Annotated in this window: 13 protein-coding genes; 5 read left to right on the top strand and 8 right to left on the bottom strand. The window is 72.0% G+C overall.

The genetic code is table 11. The features are described from left to right. Positions 1-44: 44 nt before the first annotated feature. Complete coding sequence (locus FJ657_RS15590) at positions 45-3,254, bottom strand: MMPL family transporter (protein WP_141164647.1); 3,210 nt, start codon at positions 3,252-3,254, stop codon at positions 45-47. A gap of 4 nt (positions 3,255-3,258) precedes the next feature. Next, positions 3,259-3,858, bottom strand: coding sequence for a TetR/AcrR family transcriptional regulator (locus tag FJ657_RS15585; protein ID WP_141164646.1), 600 nt, complete (start codon positions 3,856-3,858; stop codon positions 3,259-3,261). A gap of 222 nt (positions 3,859-4,080) precedes the next feature. Between FJ657_RS15585 and FJ657_RS15580 the strand changes: the two genes are divergently transcribed. Further along, a complete protein-coding gene (locus FJ657_RS15580) occupies positions 4,081-5,421 on the top strand; it encodes a hypothetical protein (RefSeq protein ID WP_141164645.1) in 1,341 nt (446 codons plus the stop codon). 301 nt (positions 5,422-5,722) lie between these two features. Continuing rightward, complete coding sequence (locus FJ657_RS15575) at positions 5,723-6,376, top strand: GntR family transcriptional regulator (protein ID WP_141164644.1); 654 nt, start codon at positions 5,723-5,725, stop codon at positions 6,374-6,376. A gap of 48 nt (positions 6,377-6,424) precedes the next feature. Here FJ657_RS15575 and FJ657_RS15570 read toward each other — a convergent pair whose 3' ends face one another. Together FJ657_RS15570 and FJ657_RS15565 are read right to left on the bottom strand one after the other, a co-directional pair. Further along, positions 6,425-6,922, bottom strand: coding sequence for a hypothetical protein (locus FJ657_RS15570; protein WP_141164643.1), 498 nt, complete (start codon positions 6,920-6,922; stop codon positions 6,425-6,427). Positions 6,923-7,123: 201 nt separating this feature from the next. Continuing rightward, on the bottom strand, positions 7,124-7,759 hold the full coding sequence (locus FJ657_RS15565; RefSeq protein WP_181409009.1) for a TetR/AcrR family transcriptional regulator: 636 nt from the start codon (positions 7,757-7,759) through the stop codon (positions 7,124-7,126). 204 nt (positions 7,760-7,963) lie between these two features. On the opposite strand from FJ657_RS15565, the gene FJ657_RS15560 reads away from it, so the two are divergent. Next, on the top strand, positions 7,964-9,391 hold the full coding sequence (locus FJ657_RS15560; protein ID WP_181409028.1) for an APC family permease: 1,428 nt from the start codon (positions 7,964-7,966) through the stop codon (positions 9,389-9,391). A 93-nt stretch (positions 9,392-9,484) separates the two neighbouring features. Continuing rightward, complete coding sequence (locus FJ657_RS17455) at positions 9,485-9,613, top strand: hypothetical protein (RefSeq protein ID WP_255447384.1); 129 nt, start codon at positions 9,485-9,487, stop codon at positions 9,611-9,613. 84 nt (positions 9,614-9,697) lie between these two features. Here the strand turns inward: FJ657_RS17455 and FJ657_RS15555 are convergent, their stop codons facing one another. Genes FJ657_RS15555 through speB form a run of 3 tightly spaced genes read right to left on the bottom strand, consistent with a single transcriptional unit; the run spans position 9,698 to position 12,752 of the window. Next, on the bottom strand, positions 9,698-10,138 hold the full coding sequence (locus FJ657_RS15555; protein WP_219995942.1) for a nuclear transport factor 2 family protein: 441 nt from the start codon (positions 10,136-10,138) through the stop codon (positions 9,698-9,700). Next, positions 10,135-11,709, bottom strand: a complete 1,575-nt coding sequence (locus FJ657_RS15550) for a purine-cytosine permease family protein (RefSeq protein ID WP_141164641.1) — start codon at positions 11,707-11,709, stop codon at positions 10,135-10,137. Before FJ657_RS15550 ends, FJ657_RS15555 begins: the two co-directional genes overlap by 4 nt. Then, positions 11,706-12,752, bottom strand: a complete 1,047-nt coding sequence (speB, locus tag FJ657_RS15545; protein ID WP_141164640.1) for an agmatinase — start codon at positions 12,750-12,752, stop codon at positions 11,706-11,708. The genes FJ657_RS15550 and speB overlap by 4 nt, the downstream gene beginning before the upstream one ends. Before the next feature lie 283 nt (positions 12,753-13,035). Between speB and FJ657_RS15540 the strand changes: the two genes are divergently transcribed. After that, positions 13,036-13,869, top strand: coding sequence for an Lrp/AsnC ligand binding domain-containing protein (locus tag FJ657_RS15540; RefSeq protein WP_181409008.1), 834 nt, complete (start codon positions 13,036-13,038; stop codon positions 13,867-13,869). On the opposite strand, the gene FJ657_RS15535 is transcribed toward FJ657_RS15540, so the two are convergent. Beyond that, positions 13,821-14,729 carry an Lrp/AsnC family transcriptional regulator gene (locus FJ657_RS15535; RefSeq protein WP_141164638.1) on the bottom strand — a complete coding sequence of 303 codons (909 nt, stop codon included), beginning with the start codon at positions 14,727-14,729 and terminating at the stop codon, positions 13,821-13,823. The two genes, FJ657_RS15540 and FJ657_RS15535, sit on opposite strands and share 49 nt — an antisense overlap. Between the last annotated feature and the right edge of the window lie 138 nt (positions 14,730-14,867).

The raw sequence follows: 14,867 nt of genomic DNA, 5'->3' as shown, positions 1-14,867 counted from the left end.
GGCGCTCATGCCGGCCGGATCGGCCGGACGGTGCGACGCAGTATTCACAGCACGGCTCCTTCCGGGGTGAGATCGAGTTCGGTGACGGGTCGCGCGGTGCGTCCCAGCAGGGCGAGGCGGATGCCGGGGCGCACGCCCAGCACGAGCGTCGTCTCCGGCTCGGCGAGCGCCGCGGCCACAAGTGCGACGCGTGTGGCGGCGTCGGCGTCGAGGTCGCCCACGTCGAGCAGCACGATCGGCGTGCCCTCGGCGAGCGCGGCGGCGGCGAGCACGTCGGCCCGCTGCTCGGGGTCGAGCCCGCTGAGCCGGTCGGCGTCGCGCACGGTCGTGCCGGCGGCGCCGAGGCGCGCGATCGCGTCCGCCGTGCGGCGGCGCACCGAGCCGGCGCCACGGCGACGCGGCGCGAGGGCGATGCGGTCGCCGATCAGCTCGCCGACGGTCGCGTCGGCCTCGAGCCGGGCCGCGGCGAGGTCGCCGAGCGCGACGCGGCGGGCGACGTCAGCGGCCTCGGTCGGCAGCGTCCGTCCGGCGACGAGCGCGCGGCCCGCGACGGCCGGCACCCGCCCGGCGACGGTCGCGGCGAGCAGCCGGCGCCGCGCATCCTCGCCCGCGACGACGGCGATCCCGCCGCGCGGCACGGTCAGCGACACCGGCGGCGTCACCGGACGATCGCCCGCGTGCTCGCCGTGATCGCTCAGGTCGGTGCTCGCGGTCACGACCGAGCGTCCGGCCTCCGGCTGCGACGCCGGTGCGGCGACCAGCGCATCCAGCTCGATCGCGGCCGTGCGGCCCTCGGCCCAGCGGGCGTCGGCACGGTGCACCGCCAGGCTCGCGCCCTCGATGTCGACGTCGGGCAGGATGCGGTCGAGCCACTTCGGCAGGTACCAGGCGTGCCGGTGCGCGATCGCCATGACCGCCGGCACGAGCGTCATGCGGATGAGGAAGGCGTCGACGGCGATGCCGACCGCGAGCCCCAGTGCGATGACCTTGATGACGCCCATCCCCTCGGGCACGAAGGCCGCGAAGACGAAGAACATGATGAGCGCCGCGGCCGTCACCACGCGGGCGGCGCCGCGGAAGCCGGTGACGACGGCGCGCTTCGCGATCTGCTTGCGCTCGGCATCGGGCTTGCCGACGGAGCCGTGCACGTAGTCCTCGCGCATGCCCGAGACGAGGAACACCTCGTAGTCCATCGCGAGGCCGAACAGGATCGCCATGAGCAGCACGGGCATGAAGCTGAGGATCGGGCCCGGCTCGGTGTGCAGCAGCTCGGCGCCCCATCCCCACTGGAACACGGCCACCACCACGCCGAACGCGGCCAGCACCGAGAGCAGGAACCCGGCCGCCGCCTTGAGCGGCACGACGATCGAGCGGAACACGATCGCCAGCAGCACGACCGAGAGTCCGACGACGAGGATGCCGAAGGGCAGCAGTGCGCTGTCGAGCCGGTTCGAGACGTCGATCTGCACCGCGGTCGCGCCGCTGACCTGCATCGGCGTGCCGTACTTCTTCTCGATCTCGGGAGCGAGGTCGCGCAGGCGCTGCACGAGCTCGGCGGTGCGCTGGTCGTCGGGGCCGGTCGTCGGGGTGAGCTGGATGATGCCGGTGTCGACGGTCTCGTTCGGCACCCCGGTGCCGACGCTGTCGACGCCCTTCACCTCGGCGAGGCGGTCGCCGATCTTCTTCAGGTCGCCCAGCGGGTCGTTCGTCTGCGTGATGTCGAGCACGACGACGAGCGGACCGTTCTTGCCGGCGCCGAACTTCTCGGTGACGGTGTCGTAGGCCTGACGCGAGGTCGTGTCCTTCGGGTCGTGACCGGCGTTCGGCAGCGCCAGCTGCAGGTCGGCGGCGGGGATCGCGGCGGTGCCGAGGATGCCGACGACCAGCACGATCGCGAGCGCCGGCACCTTCGTGACCAGGCGCACCCAGCGCTCGCCGAGCGGGCGACGCGGGGCGCGGGCGGGCTTCGGCTCGGCGGCGGATGCGGGGTCGGTATGCGCGGAGGCGGCCGGGAGGCCAGCGGAGACCGACGCCGCATGCGCGGGCTCGCTGTGCGCCGGGTCGGCTGACGCCGCCGGCTCTCGCGCGTCGGCGGGGTCCGGCGCGGGGAACGCCCAGGCCGCGGTCGCCGCAGCCGGCGCGACCGGCGCGCTCGCCGCATCCACCGGAGCCGCGCTCTCGTGGGCGCCGTGGTGCGCGTTCTCGGCCGGGTCTCCGAGGAGGCGCAGGGCCGTTCGCGAGCCCGGCTTCGGTGCGAGCCGGCCCTTCGCGAAGCCGAGGATCGCGGGCAGCAGCGTGAGTGCCGCGAGCATCGCCGTGACGACCGCGGCCGCCGCGCCGATGCCCATCACGGCGAGGAAGGGGATGCCGACGACGAGCAGTCCCGCGAGCGCGATCACGACGGTGAGGCCGGCGAAGACGACCGCGCTGCCCGCCGTGGCGACGGCGGTCGCCGCCGACTCCTCCGGATCCATGCCGCGCGCCAGCTGCTGGCGATGCCGCGACACGATGAACAGCGCGTAGTCGATGCCGACCGCGAGGCCGATCATGAGCCCGAGCATCGGGCCCGCGCTCGACACCGGCGCGAAGGCCGCGACCGTGAGGATGCCGCCCATCGAGACGCCCAGCCCGGCGAAGGCCGTGAGCAGCGGCAGCCCAGCCGCGAGGAACGAGCCGAAGGTCACGAACAGCACGACCGCCGCGAACAGCACGCCGAGGCCCTCGGTCGGGCTGATCGACACGGTCTGGTCTTGGAAGGCCTGCCCGCCGAAGTCGACCGTCAGTCCGTCGCTCTTCGCCGCATCCCCGAGGTCGATCAGCTTCGTCAGGGTGCTCTTCTCGATCTCGGCCTGCGGCCCGTCGAACTGCAGCTGGATGAGGGCGGTCGTGCCGTCGTCGCTGATCGCGCCCGAGGCGTACTCGCTGTAGGGGCTCACCGCCTGCGCGATGCCCTTCACCTCGCCGAGCTGCTTCGCGAGATCCTCGACGGCGGTCTTCGCCGCGCCCGACTCCAGCCCGTCGGCGTCGGAGACGACCGCCTGACCGCTCGCGCCGCCGGCCTGCGGGAACACAGCATCCAGTCGGTCGATCGCGTTCTGCGCCTCGGTTCCGGGGATCGAGAACGACTCGTCGGTCTTGCCGCCGAGGCCGAGGCCGGCGCCGAGCGCGCCGCCCATGACGAGCAGCCAGATGACGAGCACGAGCAGGGGGCGCCGATAGGAGGCGCGTCCGAGGCGGTAGAGCAGGGTGGCCATGGGTTCAGCTCCGTCGGGCGATCGGGGTGGGCGCGAGGATCTCGGTCATCACCTGGATGAGCGAAGTGCGCACGGCTTCACCCTCGAAGCCGGTGGATGCGGTGGGCTCGTCGCCGACGGTCGGCGGCTGATAGTCGCGGGAGGCGGCGACGGCGTAGGCCGAGCCGGCCAGGGCGATCGCGACGCGCACGCGATCCTCCTCGTCGTCGAGGCGCTCCTGGCAGTACTGCGCGATGCCGGTCATGAACCCCTCGGCGCGGGCGATCGCGGGGATCTCGCGCAGCGAGCGGGACTGGTTGATGAAGAGGTGCACCTCGAGCGGACGCCGCAGCAGGAAGTCGACGAACTCGGTGACGAAGGCGCGCACGCCCCGCTCGTCGGCCTGGTCTCCGGCGCGGAGCAGCCGTTCGAGCACGACCTCGATCTCGTCGAGCGCCGGCTCGATCGCCGCGGTCAGCAGCTCCTCCTTCGAGGCGAAGTGATAGAGCACGGCGGCTTTCGAGACGCCCGCGAGGTCGGCGATGCGCTGGATGCTGGTGCCCGCGTATCCGGCGGAGGTGAACTCGCGCAGCGCGATGGTCTGCAGTTCGAGGGCGGTGGTCACCCGGCGACGCTAACTGACCGATCGGTCAGCTCCTGACCGTTCGGTCAGATTCGCAGACTTCTGCCAGTTCGGCCTCGCGGACCGGATGTCACGCGATCCTCGCGGGACCACCGATCCATCCCCTCGTCTTCGCATGAAATTTCAGTATTGCATTTTGGTGGCGTTCTGATATTTTAGTCTCGCATTACGGAACGACCGGAAGCGGACGAAGGACTCCCCCTCATGCGCAGCAAGCGACGGTCGGTCTTCACGGTCGTGGTCGCCGTCATCGTCACGGTCGCCCTCGGCATCGGATTCGCCCTCATCTCGGCCTTAACGGCCTCCGCGAGCGAGCTCGATGCCAGCGAGCTCGACAGCTCTGAGCACACGACGAGCGCGCTCCCCGCCGACGACACGGGCGACACCGCGGCGCCGCCGGCAGCGCAGTCCCCGTCCGCCGATCCGGCTCCGGTCCCGGCGTCGGACCCGACCCCGGCTACCACCCCGGCGCCGGCAACCGAACCGGCCCCGGCAACCGACGCGCCGCCGGCCGCGCAGATCACCGCCGCGCGCACGATCGACTTCGCCGGTTACAGCGGCGGCACGACCGTCAGCGCTCCCGCCGGCCGCACGGCCGAGGCCGGCTTCACGGTGCGCAACAACGGCACCGTGGGCATCAGCGCCAACTCGGCGCGACTGCACTTCCGGGCCGAGGGCGACGCGACGTTCACGACGGGCACCATCCGCTACGTCTCGGCGAGCGGCACCCGCTACCCGGTCTGCGCGCTCGCGGCCGACGGCAGCGCGATCGACTGCCTGACCACGTCGAACATGTTCGCGATCCAGTCATCGAGCAGCGCCGCCCGCTACGGCAACTTCTACGCGACGTACCAGCTGAGCGGCGCATCCATCCCCGGATCGGTCTCGAGCGTCTCCATGTCGTTCGACTTCGACCCCGCGGTCTACAGCAACGTCGGCGCGCCGACCAGCACCACCTGGAACTACCAGACGGCGGTCCCCGCGCCCGCGATCACGGCGTCCGCCGATGCGGTCGCGCCGAGCGCGCCGATCGGCGGCACCGGGTACCCCGGCGCCGAGCTGGTGCTGTCGGACAGCGAGGGCGAGCTCGGCCGCGTGGCGGTGGCCGACGACGGCACCTGGTCGCTCGCGCCGTCTCGGCCGCTCGCCGACGGCATCACCACGGTGAGCGCCGTGCAGTGGAACCTGGGTGCGGCGTCGCCCGCCGCGACCGCCGACATCACGGTGGATGCGAGCCTCGAGCAGATCGTCGACCCGGGCGACCCTGAGACACCGGGCGACGGCACCGCTCTGCCCGGCCAGGGCGTCGGCGACGATGTCGCGACACCCGTCGACGCCGCTGCAGACGGCCGCCCCACTGCCGCGACCGCGCCGGTCGTCGCCCGCACGGCATCCGGCGCCGACCGCCCCGCCGCGCTCGCCCAGACCGGCGTCGGCCAGCACGCCGGATCCCTCACCCTCGTGGCCTTCGCCGCCGTCGCCCTCGGCTTCGCCGCGCTGGTCGTCGGCCGCCGCGCACGAGCCGGTCGCGGCCTGAGCCGCTGACCTCCGGCCGACCGGCTCCCCCCTTTCGCCGGTCGGCCACCACAGACCCCCGGATGCGACGCGTCTCCCCGCGTCGGCGATCCGGGTCGGGTCCGGATGACCGCATCTCCCGCGCGTCGCCGGATCCAGTCGGGCCCGCTCCGCTTCTCCCGCGGGGCGGGTCCGGCCTCTCGGGGATGCCGGGTCGCGACGGGGGTCGCGGCCCGGCACACGTGCATCCGTTCGACCGGTTGCACCGGCCGGCGATGGCAGACAGAATGCCGGAAGGTCAGAATTTCAGGCTGATCGGTCAGGAGCATCGATGCCCATCCCGAGCGACGCCACCGCCACATCCGCTCAGCGCTCTCTGCTGCGCGACGTCGTGCTGGAGCGACTGCGTGACGCGATCATGGACGGCACGCTGCAGCCTGGCGAGTCGCTCAACGACAAGGAGCTGCAGTCGTGGCTCGGCGTCTCGCGCACGCCCATCCGCGACGCGATCAACGAGCTCGCCCGTCGCGGGCTCATCGAGATGGAGCCGAACCGCTTCACCCGCGTCGCCAGCCCGACCCCGGCCGACGCGCTCGATGCGATGCACGCGCTCGGCGCGATCTACGGCGGCGGCGTGCGCCTCGGCACGCTGGGCCTCGACGACGCCGACGTGAAGCAGATCGAGAAAGACATCAAGCGCATCCGCTCCGGCATCGCGAAACGGGATGTCGAGACGCTGCGCTCGCTCGTGTTCCCCACCTTCGACCTGTTCGTGCGCCGGTCGAACAGTCCGCTGCTGATCAAGTTCATCGGCGAGAGCGTCGACGGGCTCGCCTTCCGGGTGCGGGTCGAGCGGGTGATGGACCTCGTCGACGCCGACCAGGTGTCCGCCGACTACGGGGCCCTCGCCGAGGCCGCGCGCGCCCGCGACGCGATCGCCGCGGAGCTCGCGACCGAGCGCATCTTCCAGCTGCCGAGCGCCTGACCCTCGCGATCCCCTCGACGCCCGGCCCGCGCCGCGTCCGCCCCTCCGTCACGCGAGGGTGGCCACGGATGCACGCCCGGATCGGCGTGCCGCGTGCAATTGCGGCCACCCACGAGACAGCACGGACGCGGACGGGGTCGGCGGTGCCGCCGACGGCGACGCGTCGGGGCCCGGTGGACCACCGACGACGATCGCCCAGACCGTGCCCGCGGGCGAGCGTGTCACGCGCATGACGAAACGCCCCGTGCCGGCATCGAGATCGTCGGAGATCCGATCGGTCGTGCCGTCACGCGAGCACCGGAATCGGTAGCCGATGCTCGTTCGGCCTTCCTCGAGCGTCACTTCGCCGTCGCCGTCCGCTCCACGACAGCTGATGTACGCGGTCGTGATCGTGCGGTCGATCCCGTCGAATCGGATACTCGAGGCGTCGAGCGCCCCCTGATCGTCGCGCTGCCCGGGCGGCTCCTGTCCCTCACCGCCGACGCTGAAACCGCTCACGATCACATCGAGCCCGTCCGCCTCGATCGCCGCCGTCGCCGCATCCATGACCGCATCGCGGTCGGCGTCGCTCGGCGGATCCAGCGGAACCGGGTCGCAGGCCGCGAGCAGTCCGACCACGCCGAGCGCGAGCAGAGGACCGACGACTGCGGAGACGGATCGAGCGGATCGAGATCTCACCCGTGCGACGGTATCCGGGTCGCCGTCACAGCGAGCATGTTGTGCACAGCCCACGCGAGCCGTCGTCCCTCAGGCGCGCGGCCACCAGACGGGAAGCTGCGCGCCCAGCTCGGCGGCGGTCGCGGCGAGGTCGACGGGGCCGTCCGGCGCATCGGAGCGCAGCCAGAGCAGCGTCGCCGCCGCGATCCCGCCCGAGAGCTGCGCGGCCGCGATCCCCGACGCGACGCCCGGCACCTCGACGCCGGTGCGCACGAGCGCCGCGATCGCGAGCTCGGCGCGGTGGCCGAGCATCTCGCGCAGCTTGCGCCCGAACAGCGGCGACTCGGCCATCTGCCGGTAGGCGTCGCGGTGCTCGGCGAACTCGGCGAGCAGCTCGAGCTGCGTGTCCTCATAGAGAGCGGCGAGCGACCGCGCGTCGCCGGCCGCCGCGATGGCCTGCTCGTCGATCGCGCTGATGCCGTCGATCACGTCGGTGAGCGCGTCGGCGGCGGCGGCATCCACGTCTTTCCAGTGACCGTAGAAGGTGACGCGGTGGATGCCGGCGCGGCGGCAGATCTCGGCGACGGTCAGCTCTCCGAGGGGCATCTCGCCGAGGGCTTCGCGCACGACGTCGAGCACCGCGACGCGGGTGCGCAGGGCGCGCGGCTCGGCACGGTCGGCGGCGTCGCTGCCGGAGCGGGAGGCGCGCGGGGCGGGGGTCGTCACGTGAGCCATACTCCCACCGCCGACCTGCGCCCCGGATCACGGCATCCGCCCCGATCTCCGGCGCGCCGCCCGACACAACGTCGAGTGGATGCCGAAACCAGGACAGAATGTCCGTCGCCTCGCCGATGCGCGCCTCGGTAGCGTGCGGCGAGTTCTCGCACCGCCGCTCGGACCCCCGGGAGCGGACACCACCCGAGAGGAGCTCTGATAGTGAGCGCACCCGCAGCCACGCAGTCCGGCCCCACGCTGAAGCGGAGCCTCGGGCTCTTCGCGATCGTCGGACTCGGCCTCGGCTACATGACCCCCACCGTCGTGTTCGACACCTTCGGCATCGTGTCGAAGCAGACGAACGGCGCCGTTCCCTCGTCGTACGTGATCGCCCTCGTGATCATGCTGCTCACGGCGATCAGCTACGGGAAGATGGTGCGGGTCTTCCCCAGCGCCGGCTCGGCCTTCACCTACGTCCGGGAGTCCATCCACCCGAACATCGGCTTCATGGTCGGCTGGTCGTCGCTGCTCGACTACCTGCTGCTGCCGATGGTGAACGCGCTCATCATCCGCCTCTACGTCGAGCAGCTCTGGCCCGACTTCCCCGCCTGGCTGACCGTCGTGATCTACGCCGTCGTCGCGACCGGGATCATCGCCTACTCGATGCGCAGCACGTCGAACGTCAACATGGTGCTGCTCGTCGCCGCGCTCGTCGTGATGATCGTCTTCGTCGTGATCGTCGTCGGCCAGCTCACGAACGGCGAAGGCGCCGGCACCATCGTGAGCTCGACGCCGTTCACGCACGACGGCGTCTCGCTCGGACCGCTGCTCACCGGAGCCACCGTCGTGTGCTTCTCGTTCATCGGCTTCGACGCGGTGACGATGTACACCGAAGAGGCGAAGAGCACCAAGATCATGCCGAAGGCGATCCTGCTGACGGTGCTGCTCGGCGGCCTCATCTTCCTCGTCGCGTCGTACTTCACGCAGCTGCGCTTCCCCGACAACAAGCCCTTCGGCGAGTTCACCGACGACCCGCTGCCGCAGATCGGGCTCATCGTCGGCGGCCCGGTCTTCCAGGCCTTCTTCGTCGGCGCCGGCTTCGTCGCGGCCGTCGCCTCCGGGCTGGCGTCGCACGCGAGCGTCGCCCGCATGCTGCTCGTGATGGGACGCAACAACGTGCTGCCGAAGGCCGTCTTCGGCCGGGTCAGCGCCCGCACGCACACCCCGATCTTCAACGTCGTGCTCGTCGGCGCCGTGTGTCTGCTCGCCATCAGCCTCGACCTCGAGCTGGTCTCCGCGTTCATCAACTTCGGCGCCCTGATCGCCTTCACCGCGGTCAACCTGTCGGTGATCTTCCACTTCGCGATCCGCAAGAAGCAGGTCGAGGGCGCGCGCCAGGTGTTCACCAACATCGTGCTCCCCGGTATCGCCATGGTGCTCACCGGCATCCTCTGGACGCAGCTGCACGCCGACGCCCTCATCGCGGGCGTCGTCTGGGCTGCGATCGGCTTCGTCTGGCTGCTGATCATCACCCGCGGCTTCCGTCGTCAGCCGCAGGGCTTCGACGAGAACCAGCCCGTCACCGGCTTCAACAAGCTGGCGATCGAGGAGACGGACGAGAAGGCGGCCGGCCCGCGCGGCTGATCGCGTCGCCTGGCCGATCGCCCGTCCGCGCACGGCCCGCATCCCGCTTCGGCGGGGGCGGGCCGTCGTCGTTCCGGGTCGAGGCGCGCGCCGATGGACTCGCGCTTCCTCCGCTCGCAGTCCGCGCTGCGCTCCGCCGTGCTCGACGCCGCGGCCGCGAGGCCGATCGGCGAGGTGACGGCCGCGGAGGTCTGTCGCGCCGCCGAGGTGGCCCGCTGCTGAGCCGGGCGGTCGACCGCGCGCGGAGGTCGCGGCCCGAACGGGCTCGCCGATGTCCTGGCGGTATCGGCGAGCCCGTCGGCCGGGTCAGTCGGCCGGATGTGGCGACAGGTGCTCGTGCACGCCGAGCCAGACGCCCTCACGGCGCTGCACCACGATGGTCTCGCGCTCGCGCGAGACCATCTCGCCGTCGCCATCGGCGAGCGCCGTCTCGACGTCGTGGCTGAAGACCGCGATGTCGTCGCCCAGCAGCTGCAATCGGCGGCGGGTGGATGCGCAGCGCAGCACCCGGAAGCCGTCCTCGCGCTCCCAGCGCTCCCACTCGGCCTCGTACTCGGCGCGCGACTCGAGGCGCAGCTCGTTCGTCGGGAAGACGAAGGTCGCGTCCGCGGCGAAGCCGGCGAAGTAGTCGTCGCGCCGGTGATCGCCGAACGCCGCGATGATCGCGTCGATCGCCGACTGCGGTGCGGATGCGGCACCGGCCGTCGTCACCGCGTCGGCCCCGGTGCGCGGGTCGCCGGCGGTCACGCCGCCTCCTCCGCCCGCGCCGCGAGCTTCGCCTCGCGCCGGGCCAGCGCCCGCGCCGCCGCCGAGCCGGAGTCGAGCACGACCGGCGGCAGCTCGCGCTCGACCGAGCGCACACCGCGCGGGCCCGCGGGCCCGAAGACGTAGCGGGGTTCGGGCGCGATCCAGAGCGTCAGCAGATAGAGCACCGCGGCCGTCGCGACGCCGAGCACGAGGCTCAGGTCGATGCCCCCGCCGAGACCCGACAGCGGTCCGACGATGATCGGCGGGTAGTTCGCGAACAGCAGGCCGACCGCGGCGCCGCCGATCCAGGCGATGAAGCCGCGGGCGTTCACACCGGAGCGGAACCAGTAACGGCCGCCGATGCCGCCTTTGTTGAACACCTGCAGGTCGGCGGGGTCGTAGTAGCCACGTCGAACGATGTAGCCGATCGTCATCACGACCATCCACGGCGTCGTCATCACCACGATCGCGCCGACGAAGGCGTTGACCGCGCCGAGCAGGTCGAACACGAGACGGCCGATGAGGATGAAGGCGAACGCGACCACGCCGATGCCGATCGTCGCCTGCACCCGCGAGATGCCGGGGAACACCGACGAGAAGTCGAGGCCGGTGCCGTAGAGCGCCGTGGTTCCGGTCGAGAGCCCTCCGATGAACGCCACCACGAGCAGCAGGACGGCGTACCACAGCGGCGACGACTGCACGAGGGCGACGACGTAGTCGTTCGAGCCGACGACCAGAGTCGCGGTCGCGACGCCGAACAGGAAGGGCACCAGCGTGAGCAGCTGGCCGAGCACGGTGGCGAGCAGCACCTTGCGCTGCGGCGTCTCGCGCGGGATGTAGCGCGACCAGTCGCCGAGGAACGCCCCGAACGAGACCGGGTTCGCCATCACGATGAGCGCGGCCGCGATGAACGTGGGCCAGAACGCCCCGCCGATCGCGTAGGCGCTCGGGCCGGGGTCGTAGCCGGCGTCGAAGACCCCGGCGAAGGCGACGATCGCGAGCAGGATCAGCACCGTGTTCGCCACCGCGGCGATCTTGTTCACGAGCAGCATGAACTGGTATCCGAAGACCACCACGACGATGACGACGAGCCCGATCACGGCGTAGATGACGGTGCGCAGGCCGGGCGAGTCGGCGACCCCGAGCAGGCGCTGGAAGCCGCCGACCACCGCATCCCCCGACACCCAGACCGAGATCGAGTAGAACGCGATCGCCGTCAGCAGCGACAGGAACGAGCCCACGATGCGGCCGCGCACACCGAGGATGGCGCCCGACGACACCGCGTTGTTGGTGCCGGTGCGCGGGCCGAACAGCCCCATCGGCGCGAGGAACAGGGTTCCGACCAGCACGCCGGCGACCGTGGCCAGCACGGCTTGCCAGAACGAGAGGCCGAGCACGATCGGGAAGGTGCCGAGCAGGATCGTGGCGAAGGTGTTCGCCCCACCGAACTGGATGCGCAGCAGGTCGGTCCAGCCCGAGGTGCGATCGGCATCGGGGATCGTGTCGATCCCGTGGATCTCGACCTCGGTGACCTTGGGGGCGGCGTTGCGTGCGCCCTCCGCCGCGCTCACGATCGGGCTCCGGCCATGACGGTGACGAGCTCGTAGGCGACGTGCGACGCGGCGATGCCGGTCAGCTGCGCGTGGTCGTAGGCGGGCGACACCTCGACGACGTCGGCGCCGACCACGTGGCGCCCGGCGAAGGAACGCAGCATGGCGAGCAGCTCGCGGCTGGTCAGGCCACCTGCCTCGGGGGTGCCGGTGCCGGGCGCGTGCGCCGGGTCGAGCACGTCGATGTCGACGCTGATGTAGACGGGGCGGTCTCCGACGCGGTCGAGCATGCGCCGGATGCCGGCCGCGAGCCCGTTCTGCTCGATCTGATCGGAGGTGATGCGCTGGAAGCCGAGGCGGGTGTCGTCGTCGAGGTCGACACGGCCGTAGAGCGGGCCGCGGGTGCCGACGTGCACGCAGGCCCCGAGGTCGAGCAGACCCTCCTCCGAGGCCCGCCGGAACGGGGTGCCGTGGGTGATCGGGGCGCCGAAGTAGGTGTCCCAGGTGTCGAGGTGGGCGTCGAAGTGGACCACCGCGACCGGCCCGTGCTGCGCGGCGACCGCCCGCAGCAGCGGCAGCGCGATCGTGTGGTCGCCGCCGATCGTCATCAGCCGCGAACCGCCGGCGCCGAGCGCGCGCGCTGCGGCCTCGACCTGCGCGACGGCCTCGCCGAGGTCGAAGGGGTTGATGGCGATGTCACCGGCGTCGGCGACCTGAGCGAGCGCGAACGGCTCCGCATCCTGGGCGGGGTTGTAGGGCCGCAGCAGGCGCGAGGCCTCGCGCACATGGGCCGGGCCGAATCGGGCGCCGGGACGGTAGCTGACGCCGGCGTCGAAGGGTGCCCCCACGACGAGGATGTCGGCACGCTCGACCTCGTCGATGCGCGGCAGCAGCGCGAAGGTCGCGGCCCCCGCGTAGCGCGGCGTGAGGCTGGAGTCGACGGGGCCGAGGCGGCCGCCGGTCTCGACGCGCGCGGCGCCGGCGGTCGTCGGGCCGGGTGTCGGCGCGGGGTCGGGCGCCGGGGTCGGATCGTGCGCGGGGGTCGCGCTCGGGTCGCTGCTCATCGTCGGCTCCTCGGGTCGGCTTCGTCGTCGGCGAGGTGACGATAGCCCCGTGGATGTCGGCCCGCAACGCACACGGATCACCAGAACATGTCGCTGGCGATCGATCTGCTCGATGAGATCGACACTCGGTACGCTGAATGTCGTGAGCGGCGACGAACAGCAAGCTTTCCGAACGCCTGGCGCAGCCGAAACGGATTCGACGACGATCTCGGATGCGCGCCTCATCGCGATGCTCCGCCGGGCGCCGCGCGCCGGAGCCGTCGAGCTCGCACGGGCGACCGGCATGACCCGTGCGAGCGCGGCGGCGCGGCTGAGTCGCCTGCTCGGCTCCGGCACCGTGCGCGTCGTCGCGGGTCCGCATCCGGCCCTCACCGGCGAGACCGCACTGGGCCACGTGTCGGTGACCACGGAGGGTTCGCCGCGCGCGGTCGCCGAGCGCATCGCGCGCATCCCGTCGGCGAACTTCGTCTCCCTCGTCGGCGGAGACCCCGGCGTCGTGGCCGAACTGCGGCAGAGTGATCTCGCCGCGCTGCACGACGACCTCGCCCTGGTGCGCGAGCTCCCCGGCGTCGTGCAGACCGAGACGAGCGTCTACACCGACGTCGTCATCGACGCGCTGCTGCCGTCGCGCTCGGCGGCGCTGACCCACCAGCCGGATGCCGTCGACCGGCTTCTGATCCGCGAGCTGCGTCGCGACGGCCGAGCGAGCTTCGTTCGCCTCGGCGCCGTCGCCGACCTCTCCCCCGCGGCCGCCCGCCAGCGCTGCCTGCGGCTGCTCGAGGGCAACGCCATCCGCATCGGGGTGCTCACCGACCGCACCTCCGGCGACCGTCGGCTGTCGGCCGGGTTCGGGCTCAGCACCCGCGGCGCGGACGGCGATCTGCTCGACGCTCTCGCGCGCGAAGCGGGCATCGAGTTCCTGTCGCGCGCGCTCGGCCGCTTCGACGTGATCGGCACGGTCGCCGACGACGACAGCGGGCGGCTGCACGCCGCCCTCGACCGCATCCTCAGCCATCCCGCCGTGCGGCGCGGACGCACCTGGGTGCACCTGGCCCTGCTGCGCGAGACCTACGAGGAGGCCTTGCGCGAGCCCGAGAAGCCGGCGCCGCTCGTGTAGTCCTCCTTGAGCACCGCGAGATGCAGCCAGGCCTCGACGTGGTCGACGCCCGGGAGCGCGCGGATCTGCTCGAGTCGCTCGTAGAGCGCCCCCGCCGAGGGCTCGACCAGGGTGACCACGGCGTCGAAGCGGCCGAGAGTGAACGCCGCGAAGTCGACACCGCGCCAGGAACGCAGACTCTCGATCACCGCGCCGTCGTCACCCGTGATCGACAGGCCGACGCCCATCGACAGCTGCCGGTGTGCGAGGCCGCGCGCCTCGACGGCGCTGATCTTGATCACGCCGCCGTCGACGAGCCGCAGCACCCGCGCGGCGACCGCCGAGGGCGAGAGCCGCACAGTCTCACCGAGTGCCCGGAAGCTCGCCCGGCCGTCACGCTGCAGCAGTTCGATGAGGGCGACATCGGTGTCGTCGATCGCGAGATCGCCGGTGTAGTCCGAGACGAAGAAGCCCTTGGCGACGCTCGCGTAGATGAGCGTGCTGATCGCGACCACCCCCGGCAGACGCCGGATCAGCGCGAGCTCGTCGTGCAGCTCGGTCATCGAGCTGACCCGCACCTCGGTGACGAGGTCGTGCGCCCCGCCGATGGCGGAGACGAGCACGGTCGAGTCGAGGCCGCGCAGGTGACCGGCGACCGATTCGACGGCGTCGCGGGTGCGGATCGAGACGTGCGCGAGCACGTGCTGACCGAGCAGGGCGGGATCGACGGCGGCCACGACGCGCACCGTGCCGTCGTCGAGCAGTCGGCGCAGCCGGGTCGAGACGGCGGAGCGCGGCTGCTCGAGCCGGGCCGCGAGCGACTGGATGCTGGCGCGGCCGTCTTCCTGCAGCGCGCGGATGAGCTCGGCGTCGAAGTCCACGGCGGATCCTCCTGGTCGGAATCGGCGAAATACCCGGAAGCGCACCGGCGACGAATCAGAAGATCGGCGGCAATGCGCTCTGAAATGACTTTAGAGGCCGTTCTGGCGAACTGAGCGGACGAAATCCCGGTTCGACAC

The sequence above is a fragment of the Schumannella soli genome (assembly GCF_006517435.1).
Lineage (GTDB): Bacteria > Actinomycetota > Actinomycetes > Actinomycetales > Microbacteriaceae > Schumannella > Schumannella soli.
This window is presented reverse-complemented; position numbering and strand designations above follow the sequence as displayed.